General features: G+C 46.3%; 13 protein-coding genes. 9 read left to right on the forward strand and 4 right to left on the reverse strand.

The genetic code is table 11. From position 1 onward, the window contains the following. The first annotated feature begins 20 nt into the window (after positions 1–20). The 7 genes from VIP81_RS30700 to VIP81_RS30730 all read left to right on the forward strand — a co-directional run bounded on the left by VIP81_RS30700 (position 21) and on the right by VIP81_RS30730 (position 12528). Entirely contained in the window at positions 21–2882 is a 2862-nt protein-coding gene (locus tag VIP81_RS30700) for a tetratricopeptide repeat protein (RefSeq protein ID WP_331970985.1), read from the forward strand. 19 nt (positions 2883–2901) lie between these two features. Next, positions 2902–5133 (forward strand): DUF4838 domain-containing protein, encoded by a 2232-nt coding sequence (locus VIP81_RS30705; protein WP_331970989.1) that lies wholly within the window; start codon positions 2902–2904, stop codon positions 5131–5133. Positions 5134–5357: 224 nt separating this feature from the next. After that, entirely contained in the window at positions 5358–5975 is a 618-nt protein-coding gene (locus VIP81_RS30710) for a TetR/AcrR family transcriptional regulator (RefSeq protein ID WP_331970992.1), read from the forward strand. Between the two features lie 257 nt (positions 5976–6232). Beyond that, complete coding sequence (locus VIP81_RS30715; RefSeq protein ID WP_331970994.1) at positions 6233–7597, forward strand: TolC family protein; 1365 nt, start codon at positions 6233–6235, stop codon at positions 7595–7597. A 14-nt stretch (positions 7598–7611) separates the two neighbouring features. After that, positions 7612–8655 (forward strand): efflux RND transporter periplasmic adaptor subunit, encoded by a 1044-nt coding sequence (locus tag VIP81_RS30720; RefSeq protein ID WP_331970997.1) that lies wholly within the window; start codon positions 7612–7614, stop codon positions 8653–8655. Positions 8656–8666: 11 nt separating this feature from the next. Then, positions 8667–11789, forward strand: coding sequence for an efflux RND transporter permease subunit (locus tag VIP81_RS30725; RefSeq protein ID WP_331971000.1), 3123 nt, complete (start codon positions 8667–8669; stop codon positions 11787–11789). Positions 11790–12012: 223 nt separating this feature from the next. Continuing rightward, positions 12013–12528, forward strand: coding sequence for a hypothetical protein (locus tag VIP81_RS30730; protein WP_331971003.1), 516 nt, complete (start codon positions 12013–12015; stop codon positions 12526–12528). 107 nt (positions 12529–12635) lie between these two features. Here the strand turns inward: VIP81_RS30730 and VIP81_RS30735 are convergent, their stop codons facing one another. Beyond that, entirely contained in the window at positions 12636–13598 is a 963-nt protein-coding gene (locus VIP81_RS30735; RefSeq protein WP_331971006.1) for an aldose 1-epimerase family protein, read from the reverse strand. A gap of 14 nt (positions 13599–13612) precedes the next feature. Here VIP81_RS30735 and VIP81_RS30740 point away from each other — a divergent pair, with 14 nt between their 5' ends. Beyond that, on the forward strand, positions 13613–14329 hold the full coding sequence (locus VIP81_RS30740; protein ID WP_331971009.1) for a 3-ketoacyl-ACP reductase: 717 nt from the start codon (positions 13613–13615) through the stop codon (positions 14327–14329). Positions 14330–14387: 58 nt separating this feature from the next. Here the strand turns inward: VIP81_RS30740 and VIP81_RS30745 are convergent, their stop codons facing one another. Both VIP81_RS30745 and VIP81_RS30750 read right to left on the reverse strand, forming a co-directional pair. Further along, positions 14388–15158: a porin family protein gene (locus VIP81_RS30745; RefSeq protein ID WP_331971012.1), complete on the reverse strand. Its 771-nt coding sequence runs from the start codon at positions 15156–15158 to the stop codon at positions 14388–14390. 30 nt (positions 15159–15188) lie between these two features. Then, the gene (locus VIP81_RS30750) at positions 15189–16007 is read right to left on the reverse strand and encodes a lysophospholipase (protein ID WP_331971020.1); all 819 of its coding nucleotides are present in this window, start codon (positions 16005–16007) and stop codon (positions 15189–15191) included. 85 nt (positions 16008–16092) lie between these two features. On the opposite strand from VIP81_RS30750, the gene VIP81_RS30755 reads away from it, so the two are divergent. Next, the gene (locus VIP81_RS30755) at positions 16093–16509 is read left to right on the forward strand and encodes a hypothetical protein (RefSeq protein ID WP_331971023.1); all 417 of its coding nucleotides are present in this window, start codon (positions 16093–16095) and stop codon (positions 16507–16509) included. Here the strand turns inward: VIP81_RS30755 and VIP81_RS30760 are convergent. Continuing rightward, positions 16499–16814, reverse strand: a 316-nt coding sequence (locus VIP81_RS30760; RefSeq protein ID WP_331971030.1) for a hypothetical protein, incomplete at its 5' end; no start/stop codon positions are given. The genes VIP81_RS30755 and VIP81_RS30760 overlap by 11 nt on opposite strands.

Raw genomic sequence — 16814 nt, forward strand, 5'->3', positions numbered from 1 at the left:
ACTTATAAATAAGAAAAGAAATGGCTGTATTAAAACATCTGTTAACGGGAATTATAGTGTGTTTGGCGTTACAAACGCAGGCCCAGGTTTTTAAGCAGAAGAATAATGCAGAAGCCCTGTATGATCAGGCGGTAGCGGCCACAAAGCAACAACAGTACAACAAGGCCATTGACCTGTCGAAGCAGGCATTACAGCAGCAACCGGATTTCATTGATCAGCAATTGTTGCTGGCCAGGTTATATATGCTCACCAAACAGTATGATCTTTCTCGCAAATATTTTAAGGAAGTCCTTATTAAAAATCCGCGTTACCGGGATGCGTATTATTATGCCATCAATGTGGAACTGACCACCGGCCGGTATGCAGAAGCGGAATGTTATGCAGATGAAGCCCTCAGTTATTTTCCCGGCAGCCTGGATTTTATGCTGAAGAAGCTGGGGATACTGGATGTGCAGCATAAAGTATATCGTGGCAATGAACTGGCAGGCACCCTGATGGATAAATATCCGGAGGATACGACTGTCCGCAATGCTTATATAGAACATTATTTACTGAGTGGCCGCTACTATCAGCAGCTGGGTAATAGCGGTATGGCCAGACAGAGCTATGATAAAGTGTTGCTGGCAGATCCCCGCAACCAGCAAGCCAGGGAGGCCAGTCTCGCTGTGGCAATCAAAGGCGGCGGTTATCAGTCGGCCTTAGACCAGGTAAATGAGGGACTCGCCGCCTATCCGGGTTCCTATGATTTGCTGATGCGCAAGCTGGGTATTTTACAGGAGATGCATGCATATACAGAAGCCCTGAGTACGCTGCAGGAGATACTACGGCGCTTTCCGGGTGATGCCAACGCCCGCACGCTGGAAACATCGTTGCGGATGGAAGCAGCCGCCTGGTATGCTAACACCGACCCCTATACGTTATATGAAGGTGTACTCGAAAAAAATCCCGGCAACCGGGAAGCACTGGATAAACTAATTGGCTATAGCATGGCCAGAGGTGCTTATAAAGAGGCGCTGGCCTGGATTAACCGGGGATTGAAAATCAATTCTACAGATACCCGATTGCTCGCTTTAAAAATGGATGTACTGGAAGGCGACCATAAATACAGTGCTGCCGCTGCTTTGGCGGAACTATTATATCAGCGCGCACCAAATCCGGAATTAAAAGAAAGACTGGTGCAACTGCAAACAGCAGGTGGGCGCGACTATCTGGCGCAGCAGCAATACGATCTCGCGCTGGCATCTTTTGAAAATGCACTGGCCGTGAGTCCTAACGATACTACGGTGTTGAATCTCCTGGCCAATACCTACATCTCTCAAAAAAATACTACTTCGGCATTAAAAGTGCTGGATCAGGCCCTCACCTATTATCCTGACAACGCCTATTTTCTGTTGAAGAAATCCAGTGTGCTGGCAGATGCCGGCAGGTACGAAGAAGCAGCGGCGATAGCAGGACAGCTGGCTACACGTTTCCCGGCAGATGAACGTTTCAGCAACAACCTGGCAGATATGCGGCTCACGGCCGGCCGGATATTAATGAAGGCGGAAGAATATGATCTGGCCAAACAGCAATTTGAACAGGTATTGGCCGTAGCTCCGTCGAACCAGGAGGCGCTGGATGATATGATTAACCTGCAAAGCGCCACTGGCAAGCCAGACAGCGCGTTATATTACGCTGATAAAGCATTGGGATATTATCCCGGCAACCGTGATTTCCTGTTAAAGAAAGCATCCGTATTACAGGAAAACCACGACTACCAGGGCGCGGCCGCTATCACTGCCGACCTGATGTCTAAATACCCGTATACGCTCAAATACAAATCCGCGTATATCAGCAGCCTGATGTCGGCCGGTACGGAATACCAGCGCAATCAGCAACCCGATAGTGCACTGGCGATGTTTAACCAGGTGCTGGCATTGGATCGCAAAGATTCTATGGCCTTGTTGTACAGCATCAATATCCTGAACGGGCAGCAGCGATACGACAGCGCCCTTGCTTATACCGCGCAGGGAATAAAATACTATCCCGGCAATGAAGGCTTTTTAATGAAACGGGCCATTACCCTGGAGAATAAAAAAGATTTTGCCGCGGCCGCACTGGTAGCCGATTCTATAGTTAAATTACAACCTACTACCGCGAATATCGACTACGGGGATTACCTGGAAAGCAAAACGCTGAAAAACCAGTTTGGTTTATACTACCTCAATTCCAGCTATGATTATTCTGATAATAAATATAATATCGCCACCATAGAATACCGTCGTTTTATTAAGCGCGGCTCTTATGCCGTGCAACTGAACTATGCCGGCCGTCAAACCGGCAACGGCTTGCAGGGATTGGCAGAGATGTATTATACCCACAACACCAAACTCTACTCCTACGGTATGGTGGCCTATTCCAATAAAACTGTATTTCCGCAGTTGCGCGCTGCCTACTCCATCTTCAAAACATTTAAAAAAGAAATTGAACTGGAAGTGGGTGGACGTTACCTGAACCTGGACAGTACCAGCAGTATTTCCGGTGTGATTTCTGTGGCAAAGCCCTTTGGTGATTTCTGGGTAAACCTCCGCGGATTTGTGATCAGCGAGTCGCCGGAAACCTACACTGCCTTTAACCTGACTACCCGTTATTATATGAACCGGCGGCAGGATTATCTACAGGTGGTAGCAGGATTAGGTACTTCTCCGGATGACCGGAGCCGGCTGGTAAATTTTCCGAATCTTTCCGGATTGCTGACACATAGCATTGGCGCGGGCTACCAGAAAGTATTTCACTACCGTACTACGCTGGGATTATATGGCACCTGGATTAATCAGAAGATCAGTGATACCGGTTACCAGAATCAATACGACATTTATGTAACGCTTCAGCGGAAATTTTAACTGACTTACAATGTGTAGAATGATGAACAGCTTTTTGTTAATGATCACCACCTTGTTATACCCTGCGTGTCAGCCAGGCCATACGGAAGACGTACTCCTGGTGAAGCAGGGCCAGAGCGCCTACGTGATCGTACTCCCCGCATCAGCTACCAAAGCTGAAAGCAGGGCAGCCGCTATTTTTCAGGATTACGTGCAACGTATTTCCGGTGCGAAGCTGACAGTGATTACGGAAAGTCAGTATAAAGATCAGGCAGCTGTATTCATTGGCAACACGGTACATACTTTAGGTCCGGAAAAAATCAGGAACGATGGATTTTTTACCGGGAGCAAAGACAAACAGCTTTATATCCGTGGTGGCAGCGGTCAGGGTGTGGTATATGGCGTATACCATATGTTGGAAACGTATATGGGTTGCCGTAAGGATACCAAAGGCCCTGCCATTGTTCCTACGGCCAGGGATATACGTATTAATGGTGTGTTGACGGATTTGCAGGAGCCGGCGTTTATTTACCGGGAAAGCTACTACCCTGCTTCTACCGACCCGGAATACCTTTCCTGGCATGGATTGCAGCGCTTCGAAGATTTATGGGGCGTATGGGGGCATTCCTTTTTTAAAATCTTACCGCCGGCTACCTACTTCAAAGAGCATCCTGAATATTATTCGCTGGTCAATGGAAAAAGACAGGCCCGGCAACTTTGTTTGAGCAATGAAAACGTGTATGCATTAACGGTAGCCTGGTTTAAAAAAGCCATCGCTGACAATCCCGATGCTATGTATTGGTCTATTGCGCCACAGGATGGTGGTGGCGGCTGCAGCTGCGATCAATGCCGGAAAGCAGATGCGGAAGAAGGTGGTCCGCAGGGATCACTGATCCGTTTTGTAAACCGCGTAGCGAGCCAGTTTCCGGAGCAGCGCTTTACTACGCTTGCATATGGCTATACCGCTAAAGCACCGCTGAAAACAAAGCCAGCCGGCAATGTATTCATTATGCTCAGTACTATCGATGCTTTCCGTCAGGACCCATTATCGCAAACATCTTCCGCAGCGGCCTTCCGCAAAAACCTGGAAGGCTGGGGAGCCACTACCGGCAATCTGTTCATCTGGGATTATACCACACAGTTCACCAATTACCTGGCGCCATTTCCGGACTATAATAACCTGCAACCCAATCTTCAATATTTCGCGGCACATCATGTGAAAGGGGTTTTCTCACAAGGCAGCGGTGAAACCTATGGTGATATGGCGGAATACAACAGCTACGTACAGGCGGCCCTGTTATGGCAGCCCAACGCCGACATCAAACAGGTGAACACTGCGTTTTTAAAGGGCTATTACGGTCCTGCGGCTCCTTTCGCAGGGCAGTACCTCGACGCACTCAGCTACGCCGTTAAAAGCACGCACAGCACCCTGGATATTTACGGGAATCCGATTTTTAATACCCGCGACTATTTATCACCCGCACTCATAGATCAATACTCCACCCTGCTGGACAAAGCCGAAGCTGCTGCAGGAAATAACAATATTTATTTACAACGGGTATATCAAACGCGGTTGTTTCTCGAATACGTTGTATTGCAACAATCCCGTTTCTATGGCAACGAAAAATACGGTTACCTGCAACCAGATGGCAATGTGCATCCTAAATGGCCCGCGCGGGTGAAGCATTTCACCGAGCAATGCAAAGCTGCCGGGGTACAGGAACTTTCCGAAGGGGGCTTATCGCCCGATGCCTATGCACAGGAGTGGCAGGAACTGTTTTCCAGGAAATGGATCAATAGTCTTGCCCTACACGCGCCGGTGACCCTCGTACACGCCTTTACACCGGAGTACACGCCCAAAAAAGAAGCGACGCTTACAGATGGATTATTTGGTGGCAACGACTTCAGCTACAACTGGCTCTTTACTTACGGGAAGGATATGATCGCCACCATTGATCTGGGCAATCAGAAAAACATTCACCAGGTGCAAATGAATTTTTTGCAGGACGCCCGGCATTATATCTTTAATCCTACGCAACTGCTGATCGAAACGTCTGCAGATGGTATGAAGTTTACATCCGCCGGGGTAAAGGAGATACCAGTGCCCGAAGAGGATTATGCGGTGCGGATTAATCACTATTCATTTAGTTTGCCGGGAACCGCAGCGCGGTATATAAGGGTAACGGCGAAGTGCCCGTTGGCATTGCCGGAGTGGCGGTTGGTGGAGGGGAAGAAACCGGCGTTGTGTTGTGATGAGGTGAGTGTGGAGTAACGCGATTTTTGGTCTTGGGGCAGGATTATACTGATTATACTGATTTTCACTTTGATGCTGGTAATTAAAGCGTTTGGAGGTTTAGGGAAGCTTCCTTCCACCGATAAATAAAAATTCATCAAAATCAGTATAATCAGTATAATCTTGCCCCCAGACATAAAATCGCAAAAATAAATTTGGAAACTAAACACTGTTCAGTATATTTGCACTGTAAACAATTCAACGTGGGCATAATAGAAAGAAAAGAACGTGAAAAAGCGGAGATGCGCAGACGTATTGTAGACGTAGCTGTTAAGATGATTGTGGAAGAAGGCTATGAAAAAGTGTCCATCCGCAACATCGCTGATAAAATAGAATACAGTCCCGCTACTATTTATCTTTATTATAAGGATAAAGACCAGCTACTGTATGATGTGCAGACAGATGCATTTGCCACCCTGGCAAGTGAATTTCAGAATAAGATTACAGCCGATGCACCGTTCAAAAGACTGGAGCAACTGGCCAGTGCATATGTACAATTTTCCAGGGATCATCCGGAATTGTATGACCTGATGTTTATCATTAAGGCGCCTATGAATGCGCTGGTGGAAGAAGAAAAGTGGAAGAACGGAGATCCGGCGTATGATGGCTTATTTCATCTGATGCAGGAGTGTATCGAAAAAAAGGTAGTGAAGTTTAAAGATGCTACCATCGCCACGCTTTCTGTATGGGGCTTTGCACATGGGTTGATCAGTCTTCACCTGCGCGGCAGATGCTCCAAAGTATCGAGAGTATCCGACGAAGAAATGCCGAAAGTGGTAGATGAAGCGATCCGGGAATACCTGCGGATGATTAAAGCATAAAATATTTTACGAAAGCATAAAATATTTCCCGGAGTCAATCGTCTTCATTACAGGCGGAGCTGATTTTTATTGGTGATCCAAACCCGGAAAGCCATAGCAGCAGCGCAAATGTGAGCATGAAACGTGTCGCCGAAATCATTTAAAAAGCCTTGACGGCTTTTTTTTAAGACCAATATTAAACACTGTTCAGTATATCAACAACGATAATAGAAGCCGTTTGGCTTTATTTTTTTCGGTATAAATAAACACCGTTCATTATGTACACATCACTCACAAAAGGAGCATTGTTAATAGTCTTGCTCATGGCAGGTCTCCACTCCTTCGCACAAAACACCGTGCTGGATCAATACATACAATCCGCCTTCCGCAACAATAAGGGGCTCAAAGAGCAAAACTTCCAACTCACCAAATCGTTGCTCGCTTTACAGGAAGCCAAAAGCCTTTTCGGCCCCAACGTAGCCTTCCTCGGCAGCTACACTAAATCAAACGGCGGACGTACCATCGACTTTCCCATCGGAGACATCATGAACCCGGTGTATAGCAGTTTGAACCAACTCACCAACAGCCATAACTTCAAATCACTGGACAACGTATCCGTACAATTAAATCCAGATAACTTTTATGATGCAAAAGTGCGGACCAGTCTCCCGCTCGTCAATGCAGAAATCTATTATAATCAGAAGATCAAAAAAGAACAGATCTCCCAGCAACAGGCAGCTGTAAACGTATACAAGCGGGAACTGGTACGCGACATCAAAACCGCGTACTATCAATACTACCAGGCCGCACAGGCAGTAGCCATTTATAACAACGCGCTTTCTCTCATCAACGAAAACATACGTATCAATGAAAGCATGGTGCGCAACGGGATACGTAATAACACCGCCTTATACCGTGCGCAAACAGAGAAAGAGAAAACCGATGCGGATATCAACAAAGCGATTAATGCGCGTCAGAATTCCAAAGCTTACTTTAACTTTTTGTTGAACCGTGGGCTGGAAGAAAACGTGACGCTGGATAGTAACCTGCTGATCACCCCGGCACAACTGCCCGGCAATGATATCAACGGGCGGGAAGAACTGGCCCAATATAAAAGTGCTACTAACGCTTACCGGTTAAACGAACAACTACAGCGTTCCTACCTGATCCCTAAGCTCAGCACCTTTCTTGACCTGGGCTCACAGGGCACCGGTGCCCGTTTCAATGCAGATACCCGTTACTATCTTTTTGGGGTAAGCCTGGAATGGAACCTGTTTGCTTCTCACAAATATAAATACAAGATCCAGCAGGCCGCCAATGATGTGGAAACCATCACCAACGCTGCTTCACAAACAACGGATCAGCTACGCTTACAGCTATACGAAACCGTTAATAACTACCAGACTGCCTTACGAAATTTCAAAACCGCGCAAAGCCAGCTGGCTTTTGCGGAAAGATACTACCGCGATCAGATGAAGGTGTATAAAGAAGGGCAACTGCTGTATATAGAGCTACTGGACGCACAGAATCAACTCACCCAGGCACAGCTGCAAACCACCGTGGCACAGGCTTCTGTACAAACGGCCTATGCTGCAGTGGAACGTGCAGAAGCATCTTACAATATTGATACTAACAACAACTAATAAACATACTTTATATGAAAAATACATTGCTCCTGCTGCCTCTTTCCCTGCTCCTGTTTTCCTGCGGCAGTAAACCGGCGGCCACCACTACCCTTTCAGATACCATCCCCGTGAAGGTAATGCCACTGGCAAAACAAGGCTCCGCGGTATCTATCAATGCATCCGGCCAGTTTACAACGGATGATGAAGTATATCTTTCTTTCAAAACAAATGGTATCATCAGCAGCATCCTGGTAAAAGAAGGCGACCCGGTACGCAAAGGTCAGCTGCTGGCCACGCTGAACCTCACCGAAATAGATGCACAGGTACAAAAAGATCAGCTGGCATTTGAAAAAGCACAACGCGACTATCAGCGGATCATGCGGTTGCACAACGACAGCGTAGCCACACAGGAACAGCTGGAGAACAGCAAAACCACCATGGATCAGGCCCGGCAGCAACTGAGTACCACACAGTTTAACCGTAGCTACTCTGCTATTCACGCTACACAGGATGGATATGTACTGCATAAACTGGTGAGCAGCGGACAAATGGTAAATGCAGGTACGCCCGTATTGCAAACCAACGGCGCCAGCAGTGCACATTGGTTACTACGTGTAGGCGTAAGCGATAGAGAATGGGCACAGGTAAAAAACGGAGACAAAGCCACCATTGAAATATCTGGTGTACCGGGTGATAGTCTTACGGGCATGGTTACACGTAAATCAGAAGGTATTGACGCCCAAAGCGGCACCTTCCTCATTGATGTACAACTCACCGGCAGCAAGCCCGCCGCTATCGCGGCCGGCATGTTTGGCCGTTGTCATATTAGTGCAGGCGCCGTCACCGGCAGCACCGCCTGGAGCATTCCTTATGCCGCCCTGCTGGACGGCAACGGCAGCAGCGGTTTTGTATTTGTGACCAACGACAATAAAACAGCACAGAAAATCCCCGTTACCATTTCAGGGATGGAAAAAGAAAATGTGCTCATCAGCAACGGCATGGAACAGGCTAAGGCACTCATTATTTCAGGTAGCGCCTATCTGAAAGACCAATCACCTATCCGCATCATCCAATAACATTTACGATCATGAAAATAGCCAATTACGCCGTCAAAAATTACCAGTTCACCCTGGTGATCTTTATTATGATCATTGTGCTGGGCATTACTACCATCCTCAATATGCCCCGCTCGGAAGATCCGGAAATGAGGGCCCCACAATATACCGTGATCGTGGTATACCCAGGCACCAGTCCTAAAGACATGGAAGACCTGGTAGTAGATCCCATGGAAAAAGAGATCTACGGGCTGGACGATATTAAACGGGTACGTACTTCTATCAGTGACGGCGTTGCCGTGATGCGGGTGGAATATAAATATAGTTCCAACGTAGATCAGAAATACCAGGAACTGGTAAGAGAAGTGAATAACAAGCGGAAAGACTTACCGGCAGACATTTACAGCATCGAGGTCAGAAAGCAGGAACCTTCCGATGTAAACGTCATGCAGATTGCACTGATCTCCGAAAATGCTTCCCGTGATAAGCTCCGTTACTACGCCGATAAATTACAGGATGAACTGGAAAAAGTACCCTCACTGAAAAATGTAAAACTCCATGGCTTACCCGAACAACAGGTACGGGTGGAATTACAGCTGGATAAAATGGCGCAGCTGCATCTGCCTGTCAATACCGTGATGGCGGCCATCCAAAGCGAAATGGCGAATATCCCTGGCGGTAGTATTGATGCCGGTGAGAAAAGTTTCAATATCAAAACAAGTGGTAATTATCAACACATCGATGAAATCAGCAACACTATTGTATCTGCCGGTAATGGTAAAAATGTTTTTCTGAAAGACATTGCGCGGATCTATTATGGTTTTGAAGATGAGAAATACTTTGTACGACTCAACAGTCATCGTTGCGTAGTCGTTTCCGCCGCGCAGAAGTCCGGCGAAAACATTACCAAAACCCAATTGCAGTACAAACCTGTCATAGAAAAATTCAAGAAAACATTGCCTGCCAATATTGACCTGGTACAATATTTCGACCAGGCCGATGCCGTCAATAACCGGTTGAGCGGATTAGGTAAGGATTTCATTATTGCCATATTACTCGTTGCTTTTACCCTGTTGCCACTGGGACAGCGTCCGGCGTTGATTGTGATGATCTCTATTCCGTTGTCTTTATCCATTGGTATTGTGTTGTTGCAACTGTTTGGCTTTAACCTGAACCAGCTGAGCATAGTAGGACTGGTAGTGGCATTGGGACTGCTGGTAGATGATAGTATTGTGGTGGTGGAAAATATAGAGCGATGGATGCTGGAGGGGCATAGTCGTATGGAAGCCACGCTGAAAGCCACCTCACAGATAGGGCTGGCAGTAGTAGGTTGTACCGCTGCTTTGGTTATTTCCTTTATGCCACTGGTATTTATGCCGGAAGGCAGTGGTGACTTTATCCGGAGTCTCCCGCTGGCGGTCATATTTAGTGTACTGGCTTCTATGGCAGTATCGCTGACCATCATTCCATTCCTGTCCAGCCGTTTACTGAAAGAACATACCGGTAATCCCGAGGGCAACTTGTTTATGCGTTTGCTCAAAAAGCTGATCCATGGCAGTTATGCCAAATTGCTGGATAAAGCATTACATCGCCCGGTGATCACGATGGTGGTATCCCTGGTGATTTTTGGCGCCGCCATCGGATTGTTTAAAGTGATTGGCTTTAGCTTGTTCCCTGCTTCTGAGAAGCCACAGTTCCTCATCAATATATTTACGCCGCCGCAGTCGAATCTCGTTTATACCAATGAGGTAGTAAAACGAATAGAGAAAGAACTGCAGCAGGAAACGGCGATCAAATCTTTTGCCAGCAACATCGGGAAAGGTAATCCCCGCATCTATTACAACGAAACACAGGAAAACGAAAGAAGTGACTATGCGCAGATTTTTGTACAACTGGGCGAACATACCAGCCCGGCAGAAAAGACCAAACTGATTGAGTCGTTGCGCAAAAAATGGACACCGTATCCCGGCGCTAAAGTAGAAGTCAAGAATTTTGAACAGGGCCCCCCCATGGTAGCCCCGGTAGAAGTGCGCCTGTTTGGAGATAACCTGGATACCCTACGTTCTATGGCGGCCCGTGTAGAAAAGATGCTGGAAAAAACACCCGGTACTATTTACATTAACAACCCCGTAAGTACCCTAAAATCGGATATCCGGGTGAAGATAGACCGTGAAAAAGCACAGCAGCTGGGCATTCCTACGGCCAATATTGACAGGGTAGTACGTTTAGCCGTATCCGGTATTAACCTGGGTCAGTACAATGATCAGAACGACAATGACTATGATATCCTGCTGACCAAACAGAAAACGGGTAAACCAACGATGGACGTTTTCAATGATTTGTATGTCAATAACAGCCAGGGGACCGCGATTCCGCTTTCACAGGTAGCACAGCTACAGCTGGAAACATCTCCCTTAACAATTAATCACCAGGAAAAAAACCGGGTAGTAGCTGTAGGTGCTTTTATCAGGAAAGGTTTTCTGACAGACCAGGTGATTGAAGACGTAGTAAAACAGATGGATGCCCTAAAACTCCCTGCAGGATACACTTACGAGATGGGTGGAGAAGTAGAGAGCCGGAAAAACTCTTTTGGTGGATTTATGAGTGTGATCATTGTGACCATCTTCCTGTTTGTGGCCGTGTTGATCCTGCAGTTTAAAACTTTCAAGAGCATGCTGATTGTGCTGTCGGTAATTCCGTTAGGGATCGTAGGCGCTGCTATCGGTTTGTGGCTGACCGGCAACTCCCTTTCCTTTGTGGCCATCATAGGACTGATTGCGCTGGCAGGGATAGAGGTAAAGAATACTATTTTGCTGGTAGATTTCACCAACCAGTTGCGGATGCAGGGCAAACCACTGGAAGCGGCGATACGGGAAGCAGGAGAGGTACGTTTTCTGCCCATTGTACTGACTTCCCTCACAGCCATTGGCGGCCTGATACCCGTAGCCATATCTACCAATCCTTTAATCGCTCCATTGGCGATAGTACTGATTGGTGGCCTTATCAGCTCTACGTTGTTATCCCGTATAGTGACGCCCGTAGTATATAAAATGATTCCTCCGAAAATAGACGTGATGCCTGCCAACGGACAGGATTCACATCATAAAAAAGATACCTCTGCATTAGCACAAGAGGCCATTTTGCAACATTCATAATACCTTATCTTCTTCAAAACAGAGAAGCCTGCTTTGACAGCAGGTTTCTCTGTTTTGAAGAAGATAATTTTACCAGTATCCGGCCGGCAAACATATAATCATTAACCGCAATGAGTCAAACTAAAATTCCCTGTAAAATTTTATCGGTCAGCGCCATTTAAAATTAGTTCCTTACTTTTACGGCTAATTTGCTAGTCAACCATTCCTTTGAAAATTAGTTTTTATGAAAAAAATCTTCCTGGCATTTGCAACCATGTTGTTCGTGATCTGCATGAGTACCCAATCATCGCAGGCGCAGTTGAAACGATTCAGTATCGGACCTTTCGTTGAAGCGGGCTTTCCTGTAGGCGACTTCAATGATACGCACAATACCGGATATGGTATTGGTTTGGGTGCCGATGTGAAACTGGTAGCAGGCTTTACGGCGGTGGGTTCTGTTAGTTACTTCCATTTTGGTGGTAAAAGCGGCAATCTTAACGGCAACAACTTCAATTACCCCGATTATAATGTCATTCCTATCCGTTTGGGCTTGCGTCACAAACTGATTTCTATCCTGTATGTAAAACTGGAAGGGGGTACGCTTCAGTATACCGGCAGCTATTACAATGGTATAGGCGGACTGGTAGCACCGGGTTTGGGTATCCGTGTACTTGGTCTGGATGTGGAAGCCAAATATGAAGCCTGGTTCAAAGATGGTACCCGTGGCTTCTTTGGTCTGAAAGCAGGGTATAATTTTTAAGCTGTTAGCTGTTAGCTGTTAGCTTTTAGTAAATGCAGCGGAGATAAACATCTAGATAATTTATCGTCATTGCATTTATCTAAAAGCTAAAAGCTAATGGCTAAAAGCTAGAACAGCGTTGCCGTCCAAGTTCTTTCAAACAATTCTCCGGGAGCTAACCGGTTGATCCCCTCTTTCTCTTCCAATTCCCCCGTAGCCGCTACGTTATCGGCAATTCCGCACCAGGGTTCAATACAAACAAAGTCGGCGTCTTTTGCCGCCCATATGCCCATGTAGGGAAAGCCTTCAAAAGCCAGTGTTAATCCATGTGAGGTCAACTTGCTTTTAATGCTGATAGCGGTAGATGCGAGCGTTTTAAATACCAGTGCATCCTGATAAAACAAGGATTTTTTTAGCGGCAGTTCATGGGTGTGCTGCAACAGTGGTACGGGAGCCATTTCTATTTGTCCGCCGGGAGACAATGGCCAGATGCCTGTTGTTTCTTCTTTATTAAAATACAGGAAGTAATCTTCGTACGTAGTATTTGCCACCAATGGCAATTTGAACGCCGGGTGTGCGCCTACGGAGAAGGGTAATGTTTTTTCATCTTTATTTTCTACCTGGTAAGTTACCTGCAGCTGATCATCCTGCAGGAGGTATTGTATGGTAAAATTAAAATGGAAGGGGTACACATCCCTGGTATTTTTATTATCAGAGAGACGGAGACTGACATGTTCTGTTCCCTGCGCCGTAACGGTAAACAGCTGCTCTCTGGCAAAGCCATGGCGGCCGAGAGTGTATGACTGACCGTTATAGCGGTAGGTATTATCTTTCAGTCCGCCGACTATAGGAAAGAGCACCGGGCTTTTTTTGCCCCAGAAGGCGGGATCTCCGCTCCATAAATATTCCAGTCCGGTATCTTTACGGACAATGCTTTGTAATTCTGCTCCCTGTGGGTTGACCACAACGGTGAGTTTTTCATTGGAGATTTCTATCATGGTCTGATAACTGTTATATAGTGGATATCTGCGAAGATAATCTGTAATTGGAACAAAGCTTTGTACCTTTGTCAGGTATTTTTTTCTCAACAAAACGAAGGCATTATATGGAATCATTAAAAGGAAAGAAGGCCCTGATCACCGGTGGTGGCAAAGGCATAGGCCGTGCGCTGGCCATCGCGCTGGCACAGGAAGGCGTTGATATAGCCCTGATGGGACGTAGTGCAGGTTCATTGGAGGAAGTGGCCAAAGAAGTAACCGGCATGGGTGTGAAAGTGGCGTATGCCACCGCCGACGTAAGCGACATGAACGCGGTAAATACGGCGGTTACACATCTCACAAAAGAACTCGGGGAAATTGATATCCTGATCAACAATGCAGGCATTGCCGCATTTGGAGGTTTCCTGGAACTGGAACCGGCACAATGGGAGCAAATCATCCAGGTAAACCTGATGGGAGTTTATTATGTTACCCGTGCCGTATTACCGGATATGATAGCAAGAAAAACAGGTGATATCATCAATATTTCTTCTACTGCCGGTCAACGTGGTGCGCCGCTTACCAGCGCCTACAGTGCTTCTAAATTCGGATTGCTGGGATTAACAGAATCTTTGATGCTGGAAGTGAGGAAGCACAATATCCGGGTAAGTGCGTTAACACCAAGCACTATTGCTACAGACATGGCGAAAGACCTGCACTTAACGGATGGTAATCCGGACAAAGTATTACAACCGGAAGATCTGGCCGAATTTGTTGTGGCGCAATTGAAGCTGAACAGAAGAGTGCTGGTGAAATCAGCGGGGTTATGGTCTACTAATCCTTAAACTATTTGAATGTAGTTGCTGATGAAAATATTTCTCAGCAACTACATTCATCCATGAATTATTTACGAATGCGATAAGCATATCCTACAGATGCGGTAGCAGCGCCTGTTTTGTTTTTACCATTCGCGCTTCCTTTCTGAATATCAATGAAGCCAAAGTTTCCTCCACCTTCTACAAATACCTGGTTACGACCAAAAAGGTAAGCCAGTCCTACGTTTCCACTTACACCGAAGTTGAAAGTATTCAGCTGATCTTTGATATCGACGGTACTGTTGAAATCCTGGGGACCCAATGGTATGGTCTTTTTTTCATCCATATAAACAGTGGAAGTACCACCAGAGATCACTTGTTTACCATTTAGGAGGAATCCAAAGAAAGGACCTGCATCCACATACAAACGGAGTGGAGACTTAGGACCCAGATTCCAGCCGAATTTAGCCAGGATTGGGACCATCAGGTAATTGAATTTCGCCTGACTTTTGAAATCTGCGTAGAGGTAAGTAGTCCCCGGAGGTAACTGTGTTGCCTTGTCTGCCGGCACTGGAAATGCCTGGAAACCATTTTTCTTACCGCCCTGTGAAGAGTAGTTGATCATGGCTTCGATAGAAAAAAGTTTGCTGATATGGTATTCCCCGAAAATACCGAAGTCGGGCCCCTGCCTGGAGCTATAACCTTTACTGAGAGGGGTTTCTTCACCACTGCCAGCAGTGAGATTCGGAATACTGATACCACCCCGTGCGCCGAGGTCGATTTGTTGAGCGGATACTTTGGTGCCAAAAAACATGACAATAGCCGGCAAAAGCCATTTGATAGAGCCTTGGATTTTCATAATTATTAAATTGTAAACCAAAATTACTAATTATCTCACATTACTCAACCAACCGGCTACAAACAATAAAACATCCCGTGCATCGGGTTCGTTGTGCATTTCATGATACATACCTTCCCATTCCCTGTAAGTGAGCAGTGTAGCGGGTGCGCGTTGTGCAAACAAGCGGGAACCTTCTACGGCAGTAAATTCATCTGCATTGCCATGAATCAGTAAGGAGCGGACCTTTAGTGCGTTGGCGTGTAACAAGCACCAGGCGCCATTTTGGATCATATCATTGGCCAGTCGTAAACTCAGTTTATCGTGTCGCAGGGGATCTGCTTTAAATTTTTCTACCGCCTCCTTATCATGTGAGATTTTATTAATATCGAGGCCCTGGTTGATCCGGAGATTGGGCGCTACAGCACTCAATACTTTCAGTGCGCCTTTCAGCAAAGCGCCGGGCCGCGTACCAATGATCAATGCCGGTGCAGAAATCACTGCTGCCTGAATATCCGGCTGCCGTTTTAATAAAAAACCTGTTAGTACACCGCCGCCCATACTATGCCCATACATCACCACCGGCTTCTGCCAGGTATCTTTTACATAGGCCAGGAATTCCTGCAGGTAATCAAACATAAATTCAAACCCTTTGGAGCCACCTTTGGGACCATCGCTTTTACCATGGCCATAATGATCGATCCCGATGACGGCAAAACCTTCCTTCATAAAAAATGCGGCCACCTGATCATAACGACCGATGTGCTCCCCTATCCCGTGTACGATGATCATTACCCGTTCGTAATTTTCGGGGTTCCAGTTGATACCATGAAACTTTGTGTGCTGGTAATTCCAGTAAAAATCATTCATAGCCGGAGTTAAGCTGGTGTATGACGAAGATAAAGAATATCTTTATGCCCTATTTCAACCAGGTAAAATTAACTGAACTACACACATGAGCAAGCAAGCATCTACATCACCGGTATACTCTATTCCTTTAAGTTACCGTAAGATGGAAAACCTGCATATTGTTTTTTGGCTATTGAAAGATATCAGCTGGTGTATGGTCTGGAAGCCACTGGGCTTTGCCATGATCTTTCCTACCCTGATTATCTCTATTGTGATTGCATGGCGCACCCGGCAGTTTGTGTCGGAGTTATGCCACAACGTAGCCATCACCGTTTGGATTGCGGCGAACTCGTACTGGATGATCAGTGAGTTTTTCCATTTTGATACCCTGGTGATTACGGGCGATATTACCTATAAACATTTGGCGTTGATTCCTTTTGTATCTGGTATTTTAATACTTGCTTATTTCTATTTGTATTATCAGCCGCGGCATAAAGAAGAAACGGAAGTCATCACTGAATAAGGTGTGCCTGAAGTAAGTCGTTGATTTTTTGTTCGAGCAATGCCTTTTTTTCTACCGTAATATTAATGAGATAATAATGATCCCCGCTGCAGAGAGCATCCCATCTCCATTCGAGCTGGCTACTGCTGCGGCGGGAACGGCTTTCGTACCACCACGCGGTATATAAGGTACTGTTGTCTTTTTTCAATTCGGCCGTATACATTTTCATGCCTTGCATGCTGCGCTCCTGCACTTTAAAAAATTCGAACCCACTTCCTTTCCAGCAAATCATGGGTTGATGATCGGTGAAATAAAAGCCCGGAATA

This window comes from Chitinophaga sp. (genome assembly GCF_036566945.1).
Taxonomy (GTDB): domain Bacteria; phylum Bacteroidota; class Bacteroidia; order Chitinophagales; family Chitinophagaceae; genus Chitinophaga.